The organism is Shewanella sp. UCD-KL12 (assembly GCF_001957125.1).
In the GTDB taxonomy this organism is placed as follows: domain Bacteria; phylum Pseudomonadota; class Gammaproteobacteria; order Enterobacterales; family Shewanellaceae; genus Shewanella.
The window spans coordinates 36,567-62,510 of sequence record NZ_MPHJ01000013.1 but is presented as its reverse complement, the minus strand read 5'-3'; the positions used below and the strand labels follow the sequence as shown (position 1 = coordinate 62,510).

General features: G+C 39.3%; 17 protein-coding genes. 3 read left to right on the top strand and 14 right to left on the bottom strand.

All coding sequences use genetic code 11. The features are described 5' to 3' along the window. Nucleotides 1–37: 37 nt before the first annotated feature. From BM736_RS18665 to BM736_RS25220, 3 genes are all read right to left on the bottom strand, one after another. Complete coding sequence (locus tag BM736_RS18665; protein ID WP_076414968.1) at nucleotides 38–679, bottom strand: hypothetical protein; 642 nt, start codon at nucleotides 677–679, stop codon at nucleotides 38–40. 88 nt (nucleotides 680–767) lie between these two features. Then, nucleotides 768–947 carry a hypothetical protein gene (locus BM736_RS18660; protein WP_076414967.1) on the bottom strand — a complete coding sequence of 60 codons (180 nt, stop codon included), beginning with the start codon at nucleotides 945–947 and terminating at the stop codon, nucleotides 768–770. Between the two features lie 125 nt (nucleotides 948–1,072). Beyond that, nucleotides 1,073–1,234 (bottom strand): hypothetical protein, encoded by a 162-nt coding sequence (locus BM736_RS25220; RefSeq protein WP_179079080.1) that lies wholly within the window; start codon nucleotides 1,232–1,234, stop codon nucleotides 1,073–1,075. Between the two features lie 569 nt (nucleotides 1,235–1,803). Here BM736_RS25220 and BM736_RS25455 point away from each other — a divergent pair. Then, nucleotides 1,804–1,932 (top strand): hypothetical protein, encoded by a 129-nt coding sequence (locus tag BM736_RS25455; RefSeq protein ID WP_256717973.1) that lies wholly within the window; start codon nucleotides 1,804–1,806, stop codon nucleotides 1,930–1,932. Here the strand turns inward: BM736_RS25455 and BM736_RS18645 are convergent. The 6 genes from BM736_RS18645 to BM736_RS18620 form a co-directional block, all read right to left on the bottom strand. Next, complete coding sequence (locus BM736_RS18645) at nucleotides 1,911–2,279, bottom strand: hypothetical protein (RefSeq protein WP_076414962.1); 369 nt, start codon at nucleotides 2,277–2,279, stop codon at nucleotides 1,911–1,913. The genes BM736_RS25455 and BM736_RS18645 overlap by 22 nt on opposite strands. A gap of 1,605 nt (nucleotides 2,280–3,884) precedes the next feature. Continuing rightward, nucleotides 3,885–5,474, bottom strand: coding sequence for an SAVED domain-containing protein (locus BM736_RS18640; RefSeq protein WP_076414961.1), 1,590 nt, complete (start codon nucleotides 5,472–5,474; stop codon nucleotides 3,885–3,887). After that, nucleotides 5,467–5,949, bottom strand: coding sequence for a Mov34/MPN/PAD-1 family protein (locus BM736_RS18635; protein ID WP_076414959.1), 483 nt, complete (start codon nucleotides 5,947–5,949; stop codon nucleotides 5,467–5,469). Before BM736_RS18635 ends, BM736_RS18640 begins: the two co-directional genes overlap by 8 nt. Beyond that, nucleotides 5,936–7,663: a ThiF family adenylyltransferase gene (locus BM736_RS18630; RefSeq protein WP_076414958.1), complete on the bottom strand. Its 1,728-nt coding sequence runs from the start codon at nucleotides 7,661–7,663 to the stop codon at nucleotides 5,936–5,938. The genes BM736_RS18635 and BM736_RS18630 overlap by 14 nt, the downstream gene beginning before the upstream one ends. Beyond that, a complete protein-coding gene (locus BM736_RS18625; RefSeq protein WP_076414956.1) occupies nucleotides 7,663–8,688 on the bottom strand; it encodes a nucleotidyltransferase in 1,026 nt (341 codons plus the stop codon). The genes BM736_RS18630 and BM736_RS18625 overlap by 1 nt, the downstream gene beginning before the upstream one ends. Before the next feature lie 556 nt (nucleotides 8,689–9,244). After that, nucleotides 9,245–11,125: an ATP-dependent helicase gene (locus BM736_RS18620; protein ID WP_076414955.1), complete on the bottom strand. Its 1,881-nt coding sequence runs from the start codon at nucleotides 11,123–11,125 to the stop codon at nucleotides 9,245–9,247. A 291-nt stretch (nucleotides 11,126–11,416) separates the two neighbouring features. Here BM736_RS18620 and BM736_RS18615 point away from each other — a divergent pair, with 291 nt between their 5' ends. After that, nucleotides 11,417–12,277 (top strand): hypothetical protein, encoded by an 861-nt coding sequence (locus BM736_RS18615; protein WP_076414953.1) that lies wholly within the window; start codon nucleotides 11,417–11,419, stop codon nucleotides 12,275–12,277. Here the strand turns inward: BM736_RS18615 and traN are convergent, their stop codons facing one another. From traN to BM736_RS18590, 5 genes are all read right to left on the bottom strand, one after another. Further along, nucleotides 12,278–15,796: a conjugal transfer protein TraN gene (gene traN, locus BM736_RS18610; protein WP_179079079.1), complete on the bottom strand. Its 3,519-nt coding sequence runs from the start codon at nucleotides 15,794–15,796 to the stop codon at nucleotides 12,278–12,280. A gap of 8 nt (nucleotides 15,797–15,804) precedes the next feature. After that, nucleotides 15,805–16,827 carry a TraU family protein gene (locus tag BM736_RS18605; RefSeq protein WP_076414950.1) on the bottom strand — a complete coding sequence of 341 codons (1,023 nt, stop codon included), beginning with the start codon at nucleotides 16,825–16,827 and terminating at the stop codon, nucleotides 15,805–15,807. 150 nt (nucleotides 16,828–16,977) lie between these two features. Then, complete coding sequence (locus BM736_RS18600) at nucleotides 16,978–18,147, bottom strand: TrbC family F-type conjugative pilus assembly protein (RefSeq protein WP_076414949.1); 1,170 nt, start codon at nucleotides 18,145–18,147, stop codon at nucleotides 16,978–16,980. Continuing rightward, nucleotides 18,134–18,607 carry a signal peptidase I gene (gene lepB / locus BM736_RS18595; protein WP_076414948.1) on the bottom strand — a complete coding sequence of 158 codons (474 nt, stop codon included), beginning with the start codon at nucleotides 18,605–18,607 and terminating at the stop codon, nucleotides 18,134–18,136. The genes BM736_RS18600 and lepB overlap by 14 nt, the downstream gene beginning before the upstream one ends. A 182-nt stretch (nucleotides 18,608–18,789) precedes the next feature. Beyond that, a complete protein-coding gene (locus BM736_RS18590) occupies nucleotides 18,790–24,843 on the bottom strand; it encodes an Ig-like domain-containing protein (RefSeq protein WP_143562435.1) in 6,054 nt (2,017 codons plus the stop codon). A gap of 191 nt (nucleotides 24,844–25,034) precedes the next feature. On the opposite strand from BM736_RS18590, the gene BM736_RS18585 reads away from it, so the two are divergent. Continuing rightward, entirely contained in the window at nucleotides 25,035–25,688 is a 654-nt protein-coding gene (locus BM736_RS18585; RefSeq protein ID WP_076414945.1) for a hypothetical protein, read from the top strand. Nucleotides 25,689–25,944: the final 256 nt, after the last annotated feature.

Below are 25,944 nucleotides of genomic sequence, written 5' to 3'. Positions count from 1 at the left end.
CAATCAGCCCCTATGGGAGATTGTGCCCATAGGGTAGTTAAGCTTTGTTGATAGTTTCAGTAAGCGATTCAAGCAATGCTTGACGTGGATAACCTTCTAAATAAAGGTCATCCATTAACTCACCAATCTGTTTAAGTAACACTTTAAGTTCATAATGATCTTGGCACTGAGCCAATACATTTTTGAAAACATTTATATGAGTTACTTTTGTGTTCATTTGCTCTTTAAACATATCTGCAAATAAACCAACCCAATGATGAAACTCTAACAACAAATCCATTTCGGATGATTTGCCATATTTCTTCATTATTTGCTTAACTTCATGGCGTATAGCGTGAGCGTCATATCCAAGAAGCTTTGCAATCTCAGCGAACTGAGGGGTAGCCTGCCAAACAACCTCCTCTTTAAAGAGTTTATTGCGGGGCCTAGCATTACGCAAAATTTCTAAACTTCGAATAAACATCCCTTCTAAAAGAATGCCTATATCGTCATTTGTCCATTCAATGTGGTAAAGGTTCGTTTGATGTTCAAAGTGCGGGTCCATCATCATCATCATAGAAGAACATTTCTCATTCCCTCTATTCATCGAGTCAACGATGTCTTTATCAAGTAAGTGATGAATGGTTTCAGGCTTTGACCAAAATGGCTGTCCTGTATTGGTTGAGTGTGATTTACGCATGGTGTCCTCCAGGAGCGAGAAACACCGATCCCATTGCGGGGAGTGTTTCCCGCATGGGTAAGTAAAGCTTTGGGTATTTTAAAAAAAGTTAAGCACGATCCATCAACCGACTCATTTCTGAGCTAGTTCGAGATAAGCGGCGAGACGTTTTATCAAACTTATCGTCATTGCCGTTGCTATCGTGGATTTGTTTAAGTTTTCTTAAGATCTTCTGTTTGCGCCTGCGTAAGTAAGCAGCTTTAGAAGAACGAAGTTTGCGATTGTTCATAACAGCCTCCATAACTAGCAAGGTTGTTTGAATTATAAGATGTGATTTTCATTGTGCTTCTCCAAATTTAGAGGAACACAATCCCATAGAGGGTGTGTCCCTCTTGGGTAGGTTTTAAGTGAAAGTTAGTGTTTGACTTTGCTTTTCTTCTGCTCGGCTTTATAAGCGTCAAAAGTTGCTACATGATAAATACTCATGCCTAAAGCAAATACAAAAAAGACACCAATTGAAATATAGGGCATCCACTCACTAAGAGTTTCAATATTCATAACGATACTCGGATTCATCTTAACTGTCCTCATTTTAACATATCACTGATTGATTTTCACGCAGTCAATTTTCATTTCTAACACTCCACAGTGACCAAATAATCGCTAAGTACAAATCAAAAAGCAGAACGCTTAAAGCGTAGTGCCAAAATGAGTTGAGACTAAACGCTAAGCCAAAGAAAGCTAGGCTAAACGTAAGCGATAGTGATCGAGTGAGGTCCAAGATGAAAAAAGTCTTACTTTGCACAGTTTTCTTGAACCTAATGAGCGTCCCATAGTAATGGGCTGACATTGAGATTAAGAAGAAAACATAAAGCAGTATTTGAAACCAACTAGCGGTAAGCTGTAGAGCGATAGTAAAGCCCAGTAAGCCTATATTAAAAAACTCACTAGTATCGACTAATTTTGGTGGTGATTGATTTTTCTCCATTTGTATTCCTTTAGTAAATCAGAAATACAGACCCTAAAGGGAATAATATCCCTGCGGGTTGGTTAGTTTTGTTGATGACCAAAATCAGCTCCATTTTGAAAGCCAGATTGGTCATTGTAATTATGGTGTTGTGGAGCAGGCTCTTGAGGATGATGATATGCATTCTGCTGTTGAGCAGATTGCTGTCCTTGTTGTGGAGCCTGTTTATAACCACCCTGCAGATGAGCTGGTAGGTGTGGCTGTTGTCCTTGGTGAGAAGCTTGATTATGCCCCCCCCTGCTGTTGAGCAGGTTGGCGCGGCTTCTCAGTGTGTTCAAGAATCTTATTAATGATTATTTGAATGCCAAAACGCTTTCTACCTCCTTGAGGGGTATAATTGTTTGAAGCTAAAAAACCATCAATTGTCATTTTGTCGCCAATATTCGGAATAAATCTCATAGCTTTGGGCACGATACAAGTTATAAACATTGTGTCGGTTTGCTCCCATTGGCCATTAACGGTTTTCCCTTCGTTATATGCTAATGAGATCGCAGCGCCACCACTAGAAAGAGGTCGAACTTGAGATACATTACCTGTCAAACGAAGTTTGTTCTGACGAAGTTTTTGAGGTTGTGATTGATTTTGATTGTTCATGGTATGTCCTTCCAAATGTTATGTAACCCACTAGAAAGACATTGATCCCAGAGGGATAAAGTATCTCCCTTTTGGGTAGGTTGATTAGCCAGGTGGCTCTCGCATATCTATATTCGCTTTGAATACTTATATACCGGTCATTGTTTATCTAGATAGATGAAACAACCGCTCAAGTTTCCCATGATGAGCTTGCATGCGCTTTATTTAATAAATTGACGAGTACCAAAAAAGGTACAAGGACAAAGTTAATAATTAAAACGATTGGTGGAACTGGATAAACCTTAAACAGACTCAGAAATCTGCTTAAGGTTTATCGAGTGGCTATATCAGCCACTCACGATAACTAGTACCGTCAAGCTTTCGCTTGTATCGCTATTAAAACGACATTAGTAACCGGATCTAAAATCCAGTATTGGCTTGATTAGTAATTTGTTGATGATTAGTGCTGGTATTGTCATTGACACAACGATTACGATTTCCATAATTCTCACCCTTAGATTTTTAAATTAATAATTTCTAAGCCTGCTGGCTCACTTATTTGCTTTTGGTAAAAACAGATAAGAGAACCAGCAATTAGTTGAACCCAGTTGGGTTCAACTAAGTGTTATTGCTATTAACGAGAGTAATTCAGCCAAAGTATTGGTTGAACAAGAAACTTGTTAATAAGCAACGCTGGGATGGTTAATGCAGCAAGGATGATGATTTCCATTGTGTGAGCTCCAAAACGATTTTAAGAGAACACAATGCCCGGTAGGGAATTAAGTTCCCTGGTGGGTGGGGTTGAAATAAGGTTTTGTTGATGTATAAAAGAAGCTTTCTTAAAAAGGAAGATTCAAATGTCACTAAATGCCTCGCAAGTCATATAGCCGCTGCGGATTTTCATGTTTAGCTAACATGCGTTTTTATAAAATTTATGCTTTACCTATAAATAGGGAAGGAATAAAAGTTAGAGAAAAACGATTGGTGGAATTGGGGCGCGTATACGCATACCCAAATAACTTCATCAACAATGGCACAAAGCCAGAAGTAACTTGGGTATGTGTATATATTTGAGATAATTGCAGCAAGAAGCTGCGAGTGTTGATGTTGCTTATGAGATCAAAATCTCTAAATTGAACGGCACAAATCGTTCGAAGTAAGTGCAGGTTTAAGTTACAAAACTTAATAGTAGTTAGCATAAATGCTATGTTTAAATTTACCTCACTTGATCTGAACATTCAACCGTCTAATTAACTATTTTATCGAACCTGTCGAGTAAACCCCGTGATCCTAGCTGAGCGAAAGTCGCGGGGTAGTTCACTGATATTTACTCCTCTTCGTCATTAGCTGGTATCGGAGGACATTAAAGTTTGAGACTTTTCTACTTCCGAAGCTCGTTTCCATCGTGGCTACCGGAGACCAAATGTAACAATAAAGATTGAAACTAAGACCCCATCAACGCGGCTATCCAAAGACAGTGTGACAACAAAGAGTAAACTCAGCTCATTAACAAGCTTTTGGACAGATATGAGCTAGCTAAACCTCTCTAGCTAACACGTTTGATATTAGTAAAAGTATCTCCAAACTCTGGTGATTCAAAAGTATTAAAAGCCTTCAAAAGGAGCTCTAAATCGCCCTCACTAAACACTGATGATTCTCACTTTCTAAACATATTCTTGGTACCATCGTTCCATTGTCGAAGTCATATACAATCACCTTAGGGTGGTGCACATCATATGCCTGTCCAATAAATACCGATGCAGCATTTGATGTACAAGGAAATAAATGAATAACTTGTGCCCCATACTTTGACTTGAGGTTATGAAACAGTGATTGAAGAAAAGCAGAAAAAGCCCTTCCGTCATCTGGGTGTGGTATCGCACCATTCCCCATATTAGTTTTCCTTGCTCGGATCGTAATAGTTTGCGCCTCAACTCTATCGCCGACTGATTTAGAAGCCTCGACTAAACTTTCAGGCTCTGCAGTTAAAGCAATATTTATCACAAAATCACTACCACTTTGTAAATTGCTATTACCTTCTATCTCATAAAAATCGCCAACTGGTTCTGTTTGTGGCCAAGACCAGCTTCCGCTTTCTCTGAATCGGAGCATAGGGGTGACAGCATTTTTGTTACCCAACCTAGCTCCTAAACCTATAAGCGCTGAGGATGGCCCGAACCCGAATAGTGCAGCGCTGTATCCAAACTGTTTAGTTTGTTGAATTATTTTTTCAGCAGCATTCTGGATAACAGTTGGCATTAAACTCCAGAGTATGTCTGGTGATCCAACTAATAACTCTTCATTGTTACTTAAAACATTGAGCTGTTCATGCATCCTTCTTTTGATTTTCGAAAGACTGTTAGCTACTTGCAGATAAGATGGAGGTGAGACCGTCTGAGAATTTACAGGCCATAAAACCGCATACACAGGAATAGGCTCGAACTTTAGCCCATCCAATAAGCTATTAGCGACAATACTAAATTCCTTTCTCATAGCAGACAACGCAGGAGCGGTGTAATCACTAGCGGCCACTTTATCTATGAGCCGATGGTGTTTATCACACAATAACAGAACGTTATTCGGGTTGTTGGAGAGCTTTTTCGATAACTCAATGATTCCCCTTGTACTTTGTTCCGATGAAGCGACATTGTGAGCTAAGTACGCATAATTTCCTGAAGTACCTGACACTTCATCGTAATCAAGCTTTTCGCCACACCCAGTAAACATACAGCGTCCGAAGCTTTCCCTCCAAACGGTTTCCTTGGTATCCTTTGTGAAGTCAGGGCCTCGACCTTTTTCTTTTCTATCATCATCAAAACGGATGAACAAAGGCTCTATTTCATCGTGGGTAAGTTCTGCACTTTGTTCCTTTGCTTTGTCCCACATGCCTGCAATTGATTCCAAGTGTAGAAGATCATCACTAGAAATTGAATAGCCTTGAATGCACCTATAACAAACTGTCCCACCTTCTACAGTCAAGCCTTTTAAGCAACTTGCAACAATACTTGGCTCAAGAGATAGGCGTACTGTTCCAGCTAATTCATCATTTGAAATCAGCAATATGATGATATTCCTAACCCCCTCATCCGTTAAAACTCCGACATGACTCCAACTGACCAGCTTTCTTAGATTATCGATATATTGATCAAATGTTTCCGCTGATTCAATTGGTGAACTTGCTGCTTGATTACAAAACTGGTCTGCTTTGTTAGCCATCAATTTTCCTCGTTACCATTTCTAATTTATTGTTGATTTTTAAGTAAATATTGACCTGTTTATTTCCAATAACCACGAACACGAGTTGTCTGTCCGGGTTACGTAATGAACATTGATCCCAGTCATTCAAATCTATAATTGAAGGTATTGGTACCCCCTGAGGATGAGTGTGCCAAGTACCTATATAGCCCGACACACCATTTGACTCTTCAAATGCTGTGTCTATTTCTTTTTGATGAAATGGATCTTTCATCAAAAACCTTGCTCGTTGGCTAATGTCCCTTTTCTGAGGTGTTGTACACTTGTTTATCCAGATTTTGCTTTCATCTTCAATCCGCGAGCCTATTAGTACCCCAAACTGTTCCGTATCCTTGGGTTTCATTTGACGATGCCTCAGCCAGCAGCCATAAACTTGCTTGCTTACTGTTAATTCTATGGTTGAACCGACAAACCGCACTTCATCAGTTACAGACATCACAATCCTCATGAACTAACGGTTGAATTTTCAATGAATTAGTAAACTGATAGAATCTATTTGTTAGCGTTACTCCATGCTTTTTGGCATCGTGTTCGCTGCCTTTCCAGCTAACCTTAGAGCTTGTTTCAACTTTTCCTTCGAGGTATTTGATAGCTAAATCGCTTGCTATTAAAGCTGTTTGTGCAGAACAAATTGCACCATAAGAAATAAATTGTTCACCGCAACCAGACATATTAATGGTGACGTTTTGATTAGGCTCTATAAAGTTAAGGTTTGATCCTAACCCTCTAACCAAAGTATCTGGACAAACATATGCACAAAGCAAGCATCCCTTACTTTCTGGAATATCAAGTACCGCATGCCCACCAACACCAAAACCTTCAAGCCAAGTATTAATTACCGGAACTCTAATACCCTTCTCTAATAAGTACTCTTTAAAGAGCCTCTCATGTGTAGGACTACCTATAGCAATGACGATTAAGTCATAAGAGTTTAGTAATTTCGAGCTTCTGAGATCTAGTAGTTTATCCAACGATGCGTTGGCTTTAGACCATAAAAATTGGCGTTTAAGGCTAAAACTTAGTCCAAAGGACTTTCCGTAATTCAAAAGTTCTTCGGGTAATATGTGTCTATACAGGTTTTCGATATTGTATCTATCAGGGTCATATATAGTTAAATTTTGAACTCCGGCAGCCGACAGTTTATGTGCGACTTCACTTCCTACAGAGCCCGCTCCAACTAACGCCACCTTAGTTTCTGCCAAGTCTAAGTTCGCCCCCCCCCTAGGTAAGATAGTTTCTTTGTTGAAAAGCTTTATAGGTACAGCTTTTACTTTCCAATTTTCTAATTGTCGTTTTGTTAATGGTAGCGAGTGCTTTTTACCTTTTTTACTTTTAAACGATAAGCAAAACCAAACCTTCCCTGATGGCACCTGAGCATTAAAGAAGACCCAATACTCATAGGTTTTCCATCGGCCATAGTTATCATTTAGCTTTTTTAAAATTTCTGGTTTTTGTTTCGAAATAATATCTAAGTACCAATCTGTCAATTGGCCTTTGTCTAATGGTGCAGGCTCGATTTCAGTTAAAGGTAACACTACCGCCTTACCGGCAAGGCTTCTACCAGAACTATCTTGCCAGTATATTTTTGCTGCTGCAGCGAGATCTGTGTCCTTTGATTGGGCTAAGTAGTAAGAGCTAACACCAAACTTACGCCCTTTAACGGGCCTGAATACATCTATTTCTTCTAGGGCACCGCTATCGTTAGTTAAAAGTACTGGCCTGTCGTCAAAATCACAAACGTTTAGCCAACAAGACTTAAACTCTCGCAACAGCTCTTGCCTATTCCATATTGGATCAGTTATCGCTTTCTTCAAAATAGCTATATGGCGATTAAGCGACTCTTCAATCGCCAATAACGGCATATTAAAGTTAACTGAAACAGAGTCTCTGTCATTGACACAGATACTACCAAAATCATAGCCATCTTCTTGATGATTAAGAACATGTGCCAAGTGACCAATCTCACTTGGCTTTGCAAGTAAAAATACAGGCAAACCAGCAATCTCGGACGATGGAAAGTGTATCAGCTCTATGAGCTTTTCTGCGATTTCTACGTCTACAGAAATAGCGTTGATACCTTTAAAGTCGAGTTCTTGGCAAGCAAACCCTTTGCTTTTTAAATATTCGATGATCTCAATATTGTCAGCCATTAAGCCCCCTGAGAAGTCCCAGAAGCTCCAGCTGTTGCATATGCAGCTTTCTTTGCTGTTGAAGAGCTACTAGGCACTTCAAAATCATCGCCAAAAACTTCGTTCAGTATCTTGCATTGCTTAACCAAGTCAGTTTCTTCAATAGCCTTATCTAGTTTATTTTTCAGTACTGTAAGCTTGTTGTAAAACTGAGTCCCCGTGTTAAGACTACTTCCATCAAAAATATCTCTCCATGGTGACTTAGGTAAAGTTACTCGAACCCTATATTGCTCATTACCTTGAAAGCTAAAATAACTGGCATGAAGCATGTCATTTACGGTATCTCGAAGCGCGACTAAATCATTAGCTTTTTCGCTGTCATCTAAGCTTGAACTGAATTGCTGTTTAGCCATTACTGTTAAAGCAATTGAGAACACTTTTTTAGCAACAGCAGTAGAGAACTTATTGTCTCTCCATCGTTTTAAGTACCTAACTATGCGCTTATATTGCTCCAACTTCTTATTCGCAGACCCAATATATAAGGATGAGTCATTTATCCAATCCCTTAGTCCCTTCGGATCAGAGGCTGACCATTCCTTATTATCATCACTAGAGTTCTTTTTCCCTACAGCTAGTTCATAGTCACCATTTTGTTCTCGATAGATTGGGATATCAATGTGAAGATTTTTACTTGTATAATCAGCAGTAACGCATGGCTTCTTAATCTTGGCATTTTTGAAACCTCGATCTTCCAGCACCTTCAAAACGATTTTTTTTACTTTAACTGGATCATCAGGTGATCCATCAAATGCTATTACTATGGCTCTATCGATATCGAAGTCTTCTCCCGGATTCTTAATCCCTGTAGCTGTTGACATAGACCCTTGAAGAAAATTGTCTATTACAGGGTAACCTTCTTCCTCCAATGCTTTTTTTACAGCCTTTAAAATGCTGTCATCCTTCTCGCGAGCGTCTTTGTACTCGCTGTCTTCACGGCTTAACTTAATCTTGTCGTGAAACTTAATAAATTTTGCTTGAATACTCATCTGGCTCCTTAACTACTTACATATCTAGAAATTGATGATCGCTTGACTCTTAACACTACACACGATCACCATATGTAGTGCCAACAGTCAAGCTGACATACAATATAGTGTGTTAGCAAGGAGGTTTCAAGTCACTGAAACTTCAATAACTGTGGATAACCATTGAATAATAAATTATGTGTTAGTGATTGCTTACTGTACAAAACAACATCACCAAGAGATTTCAGTTCAAAAAGATTTGAAGGTATTGGTCAATTATCAGACAAAAAAATATTTATTTTTATTTTTTCATAAAGTTAGCCGACAAATGTAGACAGCAAAAATTGAGAACTAATTTGTTATTTGTGATCAGCTATCACTCTCTTTTCAACCAAAAGCAAGTACTGTTTCCACAACTTTATTGGTTTTCCAGACATGAGAAAATGTAAGTTGAATAACTTGTTGGTTAAGCAAGTTACCGAAAAGTTGAAACAAGGAATGGGGCAAAACTTTGTCAGAGCAAAAGGCAAACTACGACAAAAAGCATCGAAAAGTTTCGAACTTTATTGTTATAGTTCTAGTCTTCATTGTCGAGTTCCAAACTTGAATGTTCGACGACATCCGGGCTCAGGGTAACTAGCTTGCACATTTCTTCTGGGAACGCTTCAATTAAAAATTGTGAAGGGAGCGCTGCAGAGTACCAAGATAGATACAGGTCTCTTTTTGCGCGAGTCATTGCCACAAACAAAAGCCGCCTCTCTTCATCAAAGTTGATATTTTCCACTGATATATTCTTCATTTGAAGCGGTAGCTTATCTTCATTGATCCCAGCAAGCCATACTACATCCCACTCAAGTCCTTTTGCACCATGGAACGAATTGAGTATTACAACATTATCATCGAGCTCTTTAGTTTCTCGCCTAGAAGATAGCTCAATCATATAGTCAATCCGCTGGCTAAAGTCCCCCTTCAAACCATTTATTAAATTTTTAAAAATATCTAGAAAGTCGTTTTGTTGTTTCGTTAGTGCATCAGAGAATGATTGGCCAACATATTCAACCATTTCAATTATTTTCACACTGTTTAACTCTGTACCAAAGTTGCCATAAGTTCGACACATATCATGTAGATTATTGGTAATCTGCGTCCACAGCATTTCATCCTCAACATGTGAAAATCCAAGGCCATTTGATTTTCTCAAAATATCAAATATCGCTTCCTGATCTTCGTGCAATGCCACCAGCACACTTTTCAAATGAGTTGATTTAGATGGTTCAATTATCGTAAATAATAATTGTACCCAGAAAAATAAATTAGCATTTTGCCAAATGGACGTTCCGTTCAAACGCTTATATGGAATGTTATGGACCTTAAGATGCCCCTCAATCTCATCTAACTGCTTATTAGTCCTAGTTAGAATCGCTCGTGACTCAAGATGATGCTTACGCATTGCTGAAATAATGAATGAAACCTCATCCAGTTCATCACTTGCAGGAACCAAATACATACTCCCTGATGTATCACCAAGAGTATTCATTTCTTTATCGATACGAGATACATTGTTAAGTACAACATTTTCAGCTGCATGAAGAATTTCAGGAGGACAACGGTAACACATGCTTAACGTATGATAAGACGGATTAAAATCTTTCCTAAACCTCTCGATGCCTTTAATTCCTAGTGAGTTTCGCCAAGAGTAAATTGCCTGATCATCATCACCTACAACCGTTAATAATGTCCCATTGTGTGCATGTGCTTTTATCCACTCATATTGAATATCATCAGTATCTTGGTATTCGTCCACCACCAAATGTGAACATTGAAAAGGTTCAATCTCTCCTCTTACAAGGCGCCTAGTTACATCAAAGCACATATAATCAAGAGGCCAAATGTTTAACTCCTCAAGTTTTTGCTCATAGAATGAGAAATAGTCGAACCCCATTACCGACATGAACCGCTCAGACTCTTCGCAAGGTACAGATTTAAGCTTTAGAATTCGATTTTTGACTATCCTACTGACCATAGCAAACATACCCTTTTTTTCAGCGGCTTTAAAAGGCTTTGCTCCGTCTGTTAATGGTTCCCTGTCTATACTGTAAATTCCTAACATTTGCTTATAAATAAAGTAGTTATAATTACGCTCTGATGAGCCCATAATCTGCTCCCTTGCTGCTAAACTGGGTATTCGCTTAATCATTTGGATCAACACAGAGTGAAATGTGCTTATGTAGACTTGTTTCCGTCTCGCCCCTTTGATTGTCTTCCCAACTCTAGCTTTCATCTCTAAAGAAGCTGCATTCGTAAAAGTTAGTGCAAGTAATTGGGCATTTGGATCAGACACAACATTATTGATAAAGCTAATCATCGTGAAGGTTTTACCTGACCCTGGTAATGCAATCACTAAATTATGAAAATCGGTATTAACTGACACACCATGCTGCTCAAGACTAAGGCCCATATAACCACTTCTGCTTATTCCGTTGCTTCAAATTAGTTATTTAAGCAATGGTAGGTTTACTAATTACTGAAAATTACCATCAAGGCTAGAGTAAAAGGTGATTCTGGATGTACTATTTTGCAATGCTAATCAGTTTTTCAATTATCTCATTGAGTTATGGTAATATTTGGAAATGAATGTGTTAAATAAACATTGGAAGTTCTGAGTAGGCGTTCTGCCTTAGTTTAAGGGTAGCGTGTTTGTATATCGCCTATATCATTTGTGTATATTCAATAAGAAAGAGAAGAATCAATGAAAGCATTTACCTTGAAAGCATTTGCAACCACTCTTATCACATCAACCTTACTCGTAGGGTGTGCATCTACAGATCCAAGTCAACCTCAATCTAGTAACGACTTTGTTTACAACTCAAACATGAGTTTCGCAATGAACGTAGTTGATGGTTCTTTAGGCTTTCATAAAGGGCTGCAAGATGCCAAAGTGCCAGAAGGTGCAGATGCTAGTGCAGGCGCTTTAGATTATGCTGCTGATGGAATTATCGGTGCGGCATTTGGTGGTGGAATAAGCGGTGCATTTCTTAGTATGCTCGGAACTAATCAAGGTTCAGCACCATTGCACACCTATTACAATATCGTTTATTACCCCGTTAAAGAGAAAGGTAATATACAATCAATTTTTGATAGCCTAGAACAAGAGTTCATTACTTTAGCTGAAAGCAAAAAACAGGTGACATTCGTTGAAAAGAGGCACTCCAAAGACTCTAGAGTCTTATTGGAGTTTAAGGGGAAGGGTTGCGAGTTAAAAAATGAGTTAATGTCTTATAAGCAAAGTGATACCTGCAACTTCATTCATTACAACAAACCAGAGCTAATCAAATATGCATCAATAACTCCAAACGGAAACAAAGGGTTGTTTGCTGTTATAGGGTATGAAGGCTTTATTGGTTCAAACTATCTTTCTTTAGATTTAGATGAAAAATTCTATATCTTCTCCCCAGTCATTAGAAACAGAACAAAATTCCCATTTGTTTCTAACAACAAGGATATTTACTTATTTATTAAGCCTTCTCATGAGAATTCAAAACGAACTTCGTCTATTTCAATCGAGACATTGGCAGAAATCGATCCTTGGGTAAAAAAACACTACCAGTAATCACCCCCCCATTTCACAAATTAATGGCCTTGGATAAATGGAGCAATCCACTTGTTCAGGGCTAAATGTCTCTTTAAGCTGATTCGTATCATCACTCATTCCCTCTTTAAACTGCTCATTAGCCCTTTCATTTGCATTTTTACGCTCAGAATCCACACATTCTGGATCTTCACTCTTACTACAATCAACATTACCGTAAGTTCGGCCTGTTCCAGTTAATCTTTCAACATCATAGCCTGACGTTGATAAGATATCGGATTCATACATGGTTGATAACCACTCAGATAAATCTAACCTATCAAAGTCTATGGTTCCAAACTCTTCTATTGTAAACCCAGGACAACCATTCATATTTTTGCCAATTTGCTTAGAGCCTTGATCAGCAATGATTCGTGACAATATAGAGGAAAAGCAGCAATAATTTTGGCGTCTTAAATAACAAACCCCTAGAATATCTTCAGCACAATACTTGTTCCCGACCTTAAAGCATTGTCTTTGGGCTAACTTTACCCCCATATCTTGCTCAACTTCATCACACTGAGTTAAGAGATTTGCAAGCAACTTAACCACATTGTATATGGTGTAGATCAACCCGACGAAGCTCACAATACTCATCATGGTACTGGCCAGTTCCCCTAGAACTAAGTCACCTGCTTGTGCGGCACCTTGATCTACCATTTCTGCAGTAGCCTCTTGAAACATTAATGAGGCTAACTCTTCCGGCAACGCACCATTGATGAATGAGTACACATTTTGCTGCATTGAGTGAAGCATTGTTGAGACAGCTTCAGATGCGGATGCCGCACCAGAGCTAACGGACTCTGCGGCGCTGTTAATAACTTCAGTGTCACCCATGATAGAGCTAGTAAAGTCTACGACGACTTTAGAGCCAGCATTCCATCCATCTGCAATCATATTCGTAAAGTCTGTATACATCCCACCTACCGCGTCAGGAACATATGATCCTAGGTTTGAGCTCACCGTTTTGAAAGCATCAGTTTGCATCATTTTATAGCCGAGAGCTGCCATTTCGAGGTAATTGACCCCTTCTGGTGATTCGCAACAGTTATTACCAAGACCGCTTAATTCCCAAGAACAATACTTTTCCTCACCAGGGAATATTTCACACGTATTTGGATCTTCACCTACACAGGAAGCATCATCATCAACAGTTTGTGCAACACTCCCCATCAATACCGCTTTTTCAAAATCATCACTTGCTTCATCTTCACCAATATTACAATCATTCCCCATACAAGGTAGCATCGCTGCACATACGTTCTTTGTAGTTGTTTTGGTAACTTCCAAGGGATTTGAAACATCACAGCGATAATCATCGGTATACATATAACAGATACCAGTTTTTGAGTTAAACCAGCCTTCTGCACAACTGCTACCTGTTTTCTCGCATCTCTGATTGTCCTTAAATTGTTGACAGTTTCCCTCTAAAGCTTTGAACTCTTCATAGGTATAACATTGCTCCTCAAATTGCTGGGTATCTTCGTTTAGCACATCAACACAATATTCATTGGTTCGAAGCGGATCACAACTATAGCCTTTTGCATTAATTTTCCATGTTGCAACTTGATATTGATCATTTCCATTTTCATCACCGCCATACCAAGGCCCAGGATTTGGATCTCCAGCAAACATTTTTGAAATCTGATTAATGACTTTTTCATTATAATTGTATGTCCCTTGGTCTATGATCTCCCACTCATCAAAAGTACAAAAATCATCTACAGGGAATTGAGGCGTGTAGCCCTCACAAATACTTGTAACTTCACAGACAGGGGTTTTAAGACATGCGAGTTGATAATCACACCCCATTATATCTGGTGCATGTGGGCTTACACCTTGACAGTTAGTCGGTACATAATCATACCCACCAACATTCTTAATAGGTCCGTTTTCACCAACTTGGTCATTTTTATTATAAATATCTTGAAATGATGGCATCTCAGTTGGTGCACATATAAAAGGAACAAATAAGCATGTTGAACTTACTGACATTTCGTTTTGTTGGTCAAATGAACATTGAGTAGCTTTATATGCTTGCCCATCGAATACCCCTACATATCCGTTTCCTTTATACGTACAAATTATCCCCCCATTACCGACATGACTACAGCTACCTGAAACTGTTTCCCATCTGCTGGCCGCAGACTCATCATACGGTCTTATAGGATAGCCACTTCCTGATGCCGCCATTGGGCTAACCGATAATATTGCTGACCCGTTTGACTGACCCGATAAAAGTGATCTTGCATTGGACTGCTTTAAGTTAGTTACTGAAGAACCACTAGATACGGGTACGCTTTGTACTCTCATAGAAGTCTTTTGGGCATTCATTGAAGATTTCTTGGAGCCAGTTTCAGAGGGAACACTCAAAGCAGAAACGCTTTGTACACTCATAGAGGTCTTTTGAGCACTCATGGATGAACTGTAAGACCTAACCTTACTTACTGGTGGCTGCATACAATCAGTATTTGGTGGACACTCTGGGCGCCACCCTAACCTATCTGCACAGCCTTCAGGGTTTTGGGTATATACCTCAACATATTGAGGTGTTTTGCCTTGAATATATTGAGGATTTGACTCTAGCACTCTTGTAACTTCGCAAAAGTCCATATTCTGATGGTTTGGTTGAGCACAGATCTTATTTTCCCAAATAGGGATCTGTTTAATATCAGTTTCTACAATAGTTTCATCTTTACATGTTTGGGACCAAATGCCTTCACCGTTTGCAGCATCAGATAAAGCTTTGTTGCCGGCATCAAGAAAGTACGCATCAGAGTTTATTACTTGAGCAGGATTATCTGTTGAAGCTTTTATAATTGCCCTATACGCTTCAGACTCCATTGTTTTACCAGTACCAGAATTAATATACTGGGCTCGCATGTCTTCAATATAGGCATCTTCATCACCATAATTACTTGGTGCATTAAACTCAGCATCAGGTCTATCTTGTTGTGAACTAAATGCTTCGCTCGAATGAATACTGCTTTTCTTAACACCTCGCTCACTGATAGGAACGCTGGTACTCACCAAGTTACCATTTGCATCTCGCTCTATCTTAACTCCTGCCTTTTCATAATATTCTGCATCGATATTGCCATTTGTCATAGTTGGAGCTTTAGCTTCAACCCCAAGGCCATCACTTAAGTAACTCCTAAATTCAGCATCAAAATCTACTACTGGATACTGGTCAAACTCTAAAGCTTGTCCTGGTCCGTAATCAGTATTTATTAGATCTTGCTCTAAAGCTGGATTTGATGTTCCTCCATTAGTATTTTTACTTAATACTTTATTATAAAGATCAACTCCATCTACATTCTTAGCCGTCGATAGATCATACTTCTGTTCAAGTTTATTCTTGAGTTCATCGACTGCATAAACATCAAACGAGCTTACGGCGCCAACAATGGTGAAAAAGAAAGCCCAATGAAGACCACCAGCCAACATACAAAAGGAGGTAAAATAAGTAACACCGACTTTCCAGCAAGCGATTGTCTTCATGGTGGTCATTAACTCCCACCTGATAGGCTTAAACAACACTCTTTGTATTGCCATAACATGTAAACGGCATCTTCCATACCGGGTCTCATTCTCCCCCCTACAGGCAAACACCACAGATTTGTAGATTGCCCCATAGGATGACAACAACCAGAGACATCATTTTTAGTTTCATCAGCTTCAGCTCTTGGGAATATCATGCTGAACTTGTATTGAGACCTAGGAGTAAACGGTGCGTAAGTAGACTTACATACAGCCTCCTCACCCATCGTCTTCTTTGACAGTCCTTTTCGATGCAGTGAACTAACCATACGCTGTGCAACCAAACTAGTTTGAGCAACTGTGTCCGTTTGACCAGCTACCCTGCCAGTAAATGGATACAGATGACCATCACAACCCGCACAGCCAAATGTGGATTCGGGGGCTTTATCTGCTGAAATCAGAGCGCAATCAGATGCACACCACGGTGTAGCCAAAGGAGTGGCAAATAGTATTGCTTCAGGTGAAAGAAGAAGAGCAAGGATATCATTTGACCAAGTAGGGTCCACTTCAGATAAGAACATCAAATCTAAGTCTATGTAACCATCTTGATGGCAATCTATGTATAAGATCTCCAGCATTTCCATTAACGGAAAAGCAAAATAATGAGTCTGCCAAAATGAGGAAGATCCACTTGAGAAACCTATCCCAGTATAATCATCTTGCAGCGTTATCCCCCCTAAAGTAGGAGAACACCAAGGAGTTCTAACTGTTTCAATTAATCGTAAAGGTGCAAAATATGAGAGTTTGGTGCCAACATACGGCACCCCGAGGTTATCATTACAAGCACAAACAGGATTATTACCACTTGCCCCTTCAGGTTTCTTACCAATCCCCATTAATGACAACCCTTCCGTAAAGCAGCTCCAACAGATTTGGTCCAAGATCTTTGTCCAAATTTCAGCATCCTTACATAGATTGCTTGTGTTAGAAGCATTTGCAGAACCACAGGCCATGATTGAAGCAATTAATACAAAACATTTAATAAGTTTCATTGAAACCTTACCCCTCAAAAAAGGCTTTTAAGTACTGAAATAACCAGTCAACTAGAACCATGAAATTATCAAGAATCATGAAAGCTACATCTGGGTAAGTTAGCGTGAGAAAGATCCCAGCAATAATGCTCAAGGGAATAGTAATTAACCTCATTTCAAATCCCTCATCCCTATTTCATCAATACGAAGAAATGCTTTTTCGATTGATACTCTTGAAGGTGCAGCTTTAAGTGCAAATTTAGCTACAAGCTCCTTTTCCAATAAATATATGTTCCGTTGATAACGGTTTCTTAGCTCGGTTAAGTGGTCCCAGCCACGTTGATTATCCACTTGGGTTATGATGATTTGATCACGGTAATCAAATTTTCCAATGTATGAGTCGAGCCATTTTAATTGACGAGGATCTAATGGATTTACGATATACATGCCTAAATAAGCACCGGGTGAGCTTGTCAATGGATTGATAGTTTGCCCCGCCCTTCCCAATACAACTCCAGCTTTATTGATAATGTCTTTTTGAATTTTTACTGTTGGATCAATATAATAAGTGTGGTCTTCTAGTGTGGTTTCTAGGAGAGTGTTGTTTCTCTTTTTCCAAAAATTATCAACTGCAGCCTGCTTTTTGGACTCCCAGTCCATCTTCTCCATTAACTTACGGATTTGCTCTATCAACGACTCCTCTTCAACTGGAAAAGTCGCTCCATAATCTCCAAGATCTATGCTTTTCGTAGTTTCAGACAACTTATCTCTAAAAAAACTAATCTGGGTTAGTCCCTTCATGACTATTTGCTTTAATTCGTTGTCATAAACTAAAGCTGGTACTCGTTGTATGTTGTACTTTTTGAACCAAGTAGGCCCAAATTTGACATTAGGCTTAATCGTCATATCTTTAGCGATAACTTCTAACCGCATCATTGTATCCATGATGTGCTTATCACCTTCAAACATGCCGTTTATGTAAACCGTAGTGCCAGAGCTTGAAGCGTTTTTAAATGCATCTTTCAATGATGCTCTAGGCATAGATAAGCTAACAAACATCATGATTGGTGAACCCGGCCTTGTTTCAGCATCTGGCAGCTCAATAGCAGACTTAGAAATGGCCTGGACTTGCTTCTTTGCATTATCCATAAAGGCGCTCACGTCTTTAGAAGATGCTTTTTGCTCACCTGTGCCAGTTAGGTTTAAGCCTTCAAACCATCCGTTCTTCTCTGCAAGCTCCATCGCTTCATGTTGTGTCATTCCAGCTGGTGGAACAGGCGCAGAAGCTATATGCAAACTCAATAAAGAAAGAGTAATACCAACTAAACTATAAAATCGCATATGCATTCCCTATTACATTTTCCTCAGAAATTACGCCCCAGAACCTTGAGTCGTAAGAAAGTGGAGTTTCGCCAACCATGAAGTATTCGTTACTACCTAAAGTAATTTTTCGTTCAACTTCAGACCTATCCATCTTTAGTTTCATAAGCAGCAACTTCATATTGTTAACGTACTCATGCCCATTTACAGTTACAGAATTCTCAGTGATAACTACTTCATCTCCCGGCATTCCAACCAACAACTTTATCCACCTACTACCAAGTGGGAAAAATTCTGTTTCATTTGGTAAATAGAATGCAATAAGCCTATCCCGCTCCAATTTTTTCTCCGATTTATCAACAAGAAAGTAACTAGCATTCAGGCATGAATACTCTTGTGCAGGGATAGCAATAGTGAACGCAGCATTGAAGAGCAATACTGACAATCCAATTAAGGAAAAACTGACAACAACTGTTCTCATCACAAGTCCAAATAGGTATTCACTCTTGTAATGTTAATAATAAAAGTATCGAAAAATGCGAAATAGGAAGGTCAATTTGAACATCTTAAATACGATTTCTGTCTGTACCAAAACAAAAAGGCCAATCAAAAATTGATTGGCCTTTTTCCATAGTTACTATCTATTCGTACTAATTTTTTCAGTTAGAAATTGACTTGCCCAACACCAATGCCACCAGCATCATCTACAGCTTCTATGGTAATCGAAGCACTTGGGTAATCATTTTCATTGAACCTCACTTGTGAACCATAAGGGCTGAATACCGTCCCATTAACAACCCAGCGATAGTATGTAATTTTACCATCTTCATCTTTACAGTTTGCATCAACAATATGGACACCGTATTGCTTTCTTATTGACGGCGAGCAAACAGGGATCTTATTCGCGAAAACATCTATGGAGAAAGATGTTTTTCCTGTTTGACCAAAATTGGTCTTAACATCCAAATCAATTTCATAGTGCCCTACATCTAAATCATTGAATGCTCCAATTGCTCTATTTGATATTTCGCCCTGCACGCCATTAACTGTCCAAACGTACTCTTTCACAAAGTCATATGGATGTCCCACTTTCACATTGGGATAAATAGATGCTGTAAGAGGAGCACGTTTATACTTATTGGAGAATACTTCATTCATTTTGAACTCAAGGTCATTAGGCTCAACAGCATCTACAAAGTCGTTTATATGTGCAAAGTTCCCACGATTATCAGAAACTGTAACCATAATTGAATGTACACCTGCTTCAATGACTTTGAAGTTCATACCTTTACCATTAGCCGTTACTTTTTCTATAGCTGTATCATCAAAGGTCCAGTCATACGTGAACCGCACTCCAGGAGCATTAATGTATGGCATATTGACTGTTGCAAACCCAGTTGAAGGTACAAATTTAATGTTGTTATTTACTGTCAGGCTTAGATCTGAATCATCAGGGAATTGATAGCTAAAGGTATTCATAACACCTACCGACTCACCTAAAGTTACATTTTTAAAACCTTCTAACCACGCCTTAGCAGTAACTGACACTCTATTCAGCTCATCTAAATCACTTTCAACTAGCTCATATTTGATCTCGTTTATATCATTAACAGTCGTACCATCAGGCAAAAACCATTCAGTTTTAAGCGGTATTCCTGTTCCAGCAAAGCTATTCGAAATCATCATCTTAAGCTCAATTTCAGTCCCAACCTCTGCCATTGATGGTTTTACCATACTTAAAATTATCGGCTTGGGTTTTGTCACTGAAATGTATTTTATCGCCTTACTCCATTGCCCAGCAGTAATATCATCAGCAGTATTGGCATACTTCATACGCCCATGAACTTTTATATTTGATTCTTCAATATTTACAGTGAATTTATCAAAACCTTGCTCCCAGTTCTCACCATCCAAAGACCACTCCACAACGGTATCTCCCTGCGGCGTAGTATCATTATCTACTGCAGTGAGCTCTATCGCTTGTCCAGAAATGGCTTGGCTGATGCCTTCAATCTTCATCATCGGCTTATCAAATGAGACCAAACGGATTGTTTCAGTTTCTGTTATGGCGCCCGTTTCTTTGTTCGTGATCACCGCACGAATATCTAGTGTCTCAGGAGTAATTGATTTAATGGAAGCGTATTGACGACCAGACAAATCAGGCATATTCACCCAAGATGAACCATCCATCTTCTGCCATTCAATATCTCCCATTACTAAAAAGTCTTGAAAAGATTGAGTGTCGAATCTTAAATCAAAGTTTGCGGGTATCCTGGAATGAACAATTCTAGAAACAATCTCACCTTCTACAGCCGTTCCTTTAACTACAGTAATACTACGTGGGATCGAAACTCGCTGTATTTGGATTTCTGGGTATGGTGAGCGAGCCTCTGCAATGGCATAAATGGCTTCATTACGGCTGAATATAACATCTGCATCTAGCTTAATGACCCCTTTACCATCAGTACCGATCTGCACAGAATCAGTTATAGCCTCGTATTCTGTTCCCTTCTTAAATGCAATATAGACATCCCACCCAATACCCATTGTTTCGACGTTATATTCGAATGTGTTACTAAGGTTATTCTTAATTCCTAGCTTTATTGTCGCTTCAATTGACTCCGTTGAAGCGTACCTTGGGCTATCTAAATCCATAATTACTTGCATATATGGATGTGGGGTTACAACTAAATCAAAATTTACAGTGTCCGATAGTTGAGGAGCTAAGCGGTACTCACCAGTTAATTGATAAGGAACTTTGTCCCATAGTTTGGCATCACCTAACTTATCTGCATAAGAAGAGAAGTTTTGTGTCTCACCAAAAGGAAGTTGATTGTGCTTATATTGCTTTGTATCACCAGAGTCGTTTGATAGCTCTACATCGATATTAGCCCTGCTAGAAGTTCCTTGGTAACGGCCTATCTGCCTGTCCATTACAGAAATACTATAAACACCTTCAGCAAGTTTAAGTCTTTCATCCAGAGCCATAGAGATTGGCTTAGGTTCTATTGAAGTAAAGGTTACTTCATCACTAACAATCTTACTTGCCTTGCCATCTTTGTTGACAATATAAGCATCAAACCCAACTTTGTTTTCTCCCAAGATATTTACCCCACCAACAGCACTTGCTTGATAAGTTGCTACTTCTGGTGTCAATCCATCAGGTAATGAGGTCCACTCAATATAACAGGCATGATTATAGTTATTAGCAGCTAAAGCCGCTGCCGACTTAGTTCCATACAGATCACAACGTAGCCCCTGTGTTCTAGAGACCTTTAAGTTAACGTCCTCAACGAGTTGAATCACCGTTGAAGGCTTTCTTTGAAAACCAAACATCATTCGTAAGTAATTAAATGAAATGCTAGATACAGTAGTTGAACCATTTGTATCTTCAGCTTCTACTTCCATAAGATATGTTTGATTAGCCGATAAATCGAAGCCCTCACCAGTTAATAGCTTAAAATAGCCTTCAGAGTTAGTTGTTAAAGCGTTCCTACCATCAATTTTTATGCTGGTAATTGTTGTATCACCTTCAAACCCGTTGTGGGCAACAACCATGACATCATCAAGCATATTAATCGTGGATACGCTAGTCTCACTCACTGGTCGTTTTTTATGGACAAATTTTATTTGAGGTTTTGGCGTAGCTACCTGAATATTATCAACGGTTGAAATTGAAGTATTATTATATGCATCTTTGGCTGATATCTTTACGGTGTATAGCCCAGGCGTTAATGATTTCATTCTAAATGGGTATGCATTCCCCCCTAGCTCTTCAAGTACCTCATAATTACTAATTATTGGATTATCTCCAGTACTGTTAGGCACTTCAAACGTCACATCTGTACCATTAGCGCTTATCGTACTGACACTATGTTTACCATCAACGGCTAGAAACTCGAGCTCAACTTTCGTTGGTTTCCACCAGCGCTCATTTGAACTTAATTCAGCCCTAAAATTAGTAACCCCTATGGCGCCTTCACCACCTTTTACCGAAACGGGAAAACCTAACGATTCATTTAAAATAGGTGGGTTATCAACGATCGAGTTAAACTCAGAAAATTCAATACTTGGACCACGGAAGTCATGGTGAATAGTCCAGTCTTTAGCAGTTAATTCGGCTTTATCCCAACCACCGACTTTACTGTTACCCCAAACCTTATAGACACTATCAAAGGTTAGATTGTCAGGATCTCGAACAAATGACTCACTACTGTACACATTACAAGAAGTGGCATTGGCTGGAACATCACAATTACCAACACTTTCAATCTCTACCGACTGCTCGTAGTTTTTTGGTTCCACAATTGCTGTTGTTATGCTTATACGACTCGATGCATCATAGTTATAAACCTCAAACCCACTAACGACTTTATTCATTAGACGAGTTGTAATGTCAGTAACTACTGGCTTAGTTGGCATATTGACGTTAACGGTTAATTCACCAGTAGAAATTAAAAACTGATCTGTACTTGAACCACTGAACCCTTTGAGTTGATAACCCAACTTATACGTCCCAGCAGCTTTAAAGATACCACTGAGAGTTTTGTTATTGCCGGTGAGTCCATCAGGTAAGTTTTTCCAGATTAAAGAACATGGGACATCCCCTCTCCTAATAGCACCTTTAGCTTCGGCCTCAGATGAAACCAAACGACAACCACCACTAACATCGATAGCAATTTCATTAACTTGACTGACAACAGCATCAAATTCTGTACTTTCTAACTCTACTCTTGATAACTCAGCAACAAAGTCACCTTCAAATGTCTTAGCTTCTACCCCGCTCCCACCATAACCAGCAGGCTTATAATCAATATATTGACACTGGCCTGAAACAACTGCAAAAGGCGCCGTACAACTTTTAGTTGCTGAAATAGAAGAGCTAAATTGGCAGTTTGAACCGTTAGTTGTCATTCCAGCAGGACAATAATCAAACACAACATCTACTTGATTACTATAACTACACTGGTTTCCATTAAGCGTATAACCAGCAGGACAAGTTTTAAGTACAGAAGACTTTTGAGCTCCCTCACACATCCAAGAAGACTCGTTTAATGTCGTCCCACCACTACAGATACAACTTGAGCTTAGGATGTCATCTGGACAACTAGGGGAAGAGTAAACCGATTTAATGCACTCATTTGCGACCTTAGAAAAGCCAACTGCACATGACTCACCAGCGGGAATGCTTGACGTAAAGTCACACTTATTTCCATTTTTTACATAATTTGTAGGGCACTGGCCAACGAGATTACTAACCGTAACCTTTTCACAAGAAGTATCCGTTAGCTTTGAATATTCTGGATTAGTACAAACCCACTCAACCGGATCTGTTAAAAACCTAGAACAATTACCGTTGTTTAAGTTAGTTGTTCCTGCGGGGCAAGAATCCGTCATAGCAGCTGTTGTTGTTCGAGAACAAGTTGAGCCACTTCGTGACCAACCTGAAGGACATGAGTAAACTTTAGATGTCGTTTCTTCAGTTGTAACGGGAGTAACATCTACAAAATCACTAGGAAACGCACAAGCATCCCCCCAGTTATACTTAGTAGCCCCCGATGGACACTGCGAAGGGACCTCCGTGGGTGTGGCTTTACCGCATGTTTTGTTATACGGCTTATTCCAATATGAGACATGCGGGTAATCCGCAGGACAATCTTGATCGAGTGGAACCGATTTCTTTGTGTAAGTATGACAGATGTCACCATTAAAGTCCGTTACCCAATATCTACTTGGATCGGAGCAGAATGTATTATCCTGCTTAAAGCATTTAGTTTGAGTAGCATCTAGATTCACGTTTCCATTTGCTGATTTAGTAATGCTGTCCCCTTTGAATCCAACATATCCACGTGGACATCTATCACCACCGGGTCTAGAAGTTGTTGTACGAGAACAATAACTTCCTCTATTAGTCCAACCAGAAGGACAACCATATGAAGCAGAACGAGTCTCAGTTGCCCTACAATCTTTATATGTACTCGAATAGGTATATCCTGCGGGGCAAATTTTAGTTGATGGAAACACCTCAGTTTTCTCACACCGATTATTCGTTGTTGAGTAGGTATAACCAGCAATACACTGTGACGCAGTGGGCATGTATTCAGATTTACTACATGTTCCGTCACCATTAGAACTTAATCCAGAAGGGCATGAACCTTTTGCTATCGTAGTTTGTTGTGTACAGTTCCGTAAGTCTCCAGTTGCTTGCCAGTTACTGTCAGGGCAGTCATAGACAAGATTAACTGTATTAACTTTAAAACAATTATTTGCCGATTTATCATGAGTATAATCATCAGCACAAAGTTTGGCTGTAACCTTCGGGATATCTATCGTGTAGTGACTTATGCCTGCTTTATGTGAGATTGCTGGGTAAGTAGGGATTTTAAGCGCTCCACCTGTTGCTGATAAATCTTGAACAAGTGAAATAGACTTTCCAGGCTGTAGGGTTTTACCTTGAATAATGATTGCGTTCTTGGCTGAAGCATCAAGAGTCAGAGTAACCTCCGTCATCCCTTGAGCGACTTCCCCTTTGGAATTCGTAATTGGAGATGTTTCTAGAACAGTAACAGGGGCATCAGATCTATCTAAGACCAGCTTATCTAATGCAAGCGCTTTTACATCTGGCAGTAGAGTGTTTGAGCTCGCCATTAAATTGCCAGATATCGACAACAAAACAACCAGCATGAAAGCTTGTGTCCTATACATTTTAATCTCCAAAACAAATAATCCCACTTAAGAGCTTAAAGAGATTCGATTCAGAGTTGTGGTTTTAAGGTAAGCTAATTCACAATATTAAAGTGCATTTTTGCTTAACGCGATTGATGCATTCTTTTACCAAATATCTACCAAGTTGCTGCTTTTTTCTTTAGTGAGATAATTATTTCATCAGCAATTCGTAGAGGTTGAATATGTATAATCAAGACTGTAACGCCCAACATTTTGAAACAGAACACCAACAAGGCTACCATCAAAATCAAGGATTTAGAGCACAGGAACAACTCTATGGGAATAATGCCCCTGAGCATTATGCAAACCAAGAAGAGCACTTTGTACCTCAAGAACACTCTCAAAATCAGTCAAGGTACTCAGGCAGTTTTCCTCAATACTTCTCCCATAAGTGCCATGGTTCTAAAGCTGCTATTGAGATGAAGCCATCCCAAACAAAGAGAGGTTGGCATACAGTGTCCCTCGAAGCAGCCTCTAGTGTTGCGCTAAGGAAATTTGATTGGGGAAATAAAACGATCGTGCAAATAACTAAGGCTGAACTACTTCCATTAATCGCTGTACTATTAGGTATTAGAGAAAAATATGATGCCAAATCGCATGGCATAAATAAGGACAAAGGTTATAGCCTCCAATGGCAAAATAAAAATTCTAACCTCTCGTTATTCTGCTCTTTGATGGAGGCAAAAAAAAAGGCTATGGCAGTTCCTGTCTCTGCTTATGATGCAACCATGCTAGGACACTTAGCTTTGAGTCAATACGTGCTGAATTACCCCAAGCTAACACCGGAGAGTATAATAATGAGCCTCAAACAAGTTCACAGATTTCCAATAAAATAACCTGTGTATGCCCTCTCCATAAAACAGATAACACTCTAAAATCCAAGAGTGTTATCAATTACTTAAAGTTGATATGGCTTCACTCGCATTCATTTTCTCGTAAAGCATCAAAGCTTGCCTGTGTTTCTTATTCGTTCACAAGCTGACGACCTCTTGCTGAAGTACAATGGGACAATGACACCTTAAACTGCTCACTCAGTGACATACTTGGACAAAAGCACTTTAAAACTAAGGCTCTGGAAGTGGCTATTGCATC

Excerpts from the sequence above, each read along its gene's own strand:
- BM736_RS18635 (WP_076414959.1), bottom strand. The coding sequence starts at position 5,949 with ATGTCTGTAACTGATGAAGTGCGGTTTGTCGGTTCAACCATAGAATTA.
- lepB (WP_076414948.1), bottom strand. The coding sequence starts at position 18,607 with ATGAGAACAGTTGTTGTCAGTTTTTCCTTAATTGGATTGTCAGTATTG.
- BM736_RS18660 (WP_076414967.1), bottom strand. The coding sequence starts at position 947 with ATGAACAATCGCAAACTTCGTTCTTCTAAAGCTGCTTACTTACGCAGG.
- traN (WP_179079079.1), bottom strand. The coding sequence starts at position 15,796 with ATGAAGACAATCGCTTGCTGGAAAGTCGGTGTTACTTATTTTACCTCC.
- BM736_RS18620 (WP_076414955.1), bottom strand. The coding sequence starts at position 11,125 with ATGGGCCTTAGTCTTGAGCAGCATGGTGTGTCAGTTAATACCGATTTT.
- BM736_RS25455 (WP_256717973.1), top strand. The coding sequence starts at position 1,804 with ATGCATTCTGCTGTTGAGCAGATTGCTGTCCTTGTTGTGGAGCCTGTT.
- BM736_RS18630 (WP_076414958.1), bottom strand. The coding sequence starts at position 7,663 with ATGGCTGACAATATTGAGATCATCGAATATTTAAAAAGCAAAGGGTTT.
- BM736_RS18640 (WP_076414961.1), bottom strand. The coding sequence starts at position 5,474 with ATGGCTAACAAAGCAGACCAGTTTTGTAATCAAGCAGCAAGTTCACCA.
- BM736_RS18665 (WP_076414968.1), bottom strand. The coding sequence starts at position 679 with ATGCGTAAATCACACTCAACCAATACAGGACAGCCATTTTGGTCAAAG.
- BM736_RS18625 (WP_076414956.1), bottom strand. The coding sequence starts at position 8,688 with ATGAGTATTCAAGCAAAATTTATTAAGTTTCACGACAAGATTAAGTTA.
- BM736_RS18600 (WP_076414949.1), bottom strand. The coding sequence starts at position 18,147 with ATGCGATTTTATAGTTTAGTTGGTATTACTCTTTCTTTATTGAGTTTG.
- BM736_RS18615 (WP_076414953.1), top strand. The coding sequence starts at position 11,417 with ATGAAAGCATTTACCTTGAAAGCATTTGCAACCACTCTTATCACATCA.
- BM736_RS18605 (WP_076414950.1), bottom strand. The coding sequence starts at position 16,827 with ATGAAACTTATTAAATGTTTTGTATTAATTGCTTCAATCATGGCCTGT.
- BM736_RS18645 (WP_076414962.1), bottom strand. The coding sequence starts at position 2,279 with ATGAACAATCAAAATCAATCACAACCTCAAAAACTTCGTCAGAACAAA.
- BM736_RS18585 (WP_076414945.1), top strand. The coding sequence starts at position 25,035 with ATGTATAATCAAGACTGTAACGCCCAACATTTTGAAACAGAACACCAA.
- BM736_RS25220 (WP_179079080.1), bottom strand. The coding sequence starts at position 1,234 with ATGAATCCGAGTATCGTTATGAATATTGAAACTCTTAGTGAGTGGATG.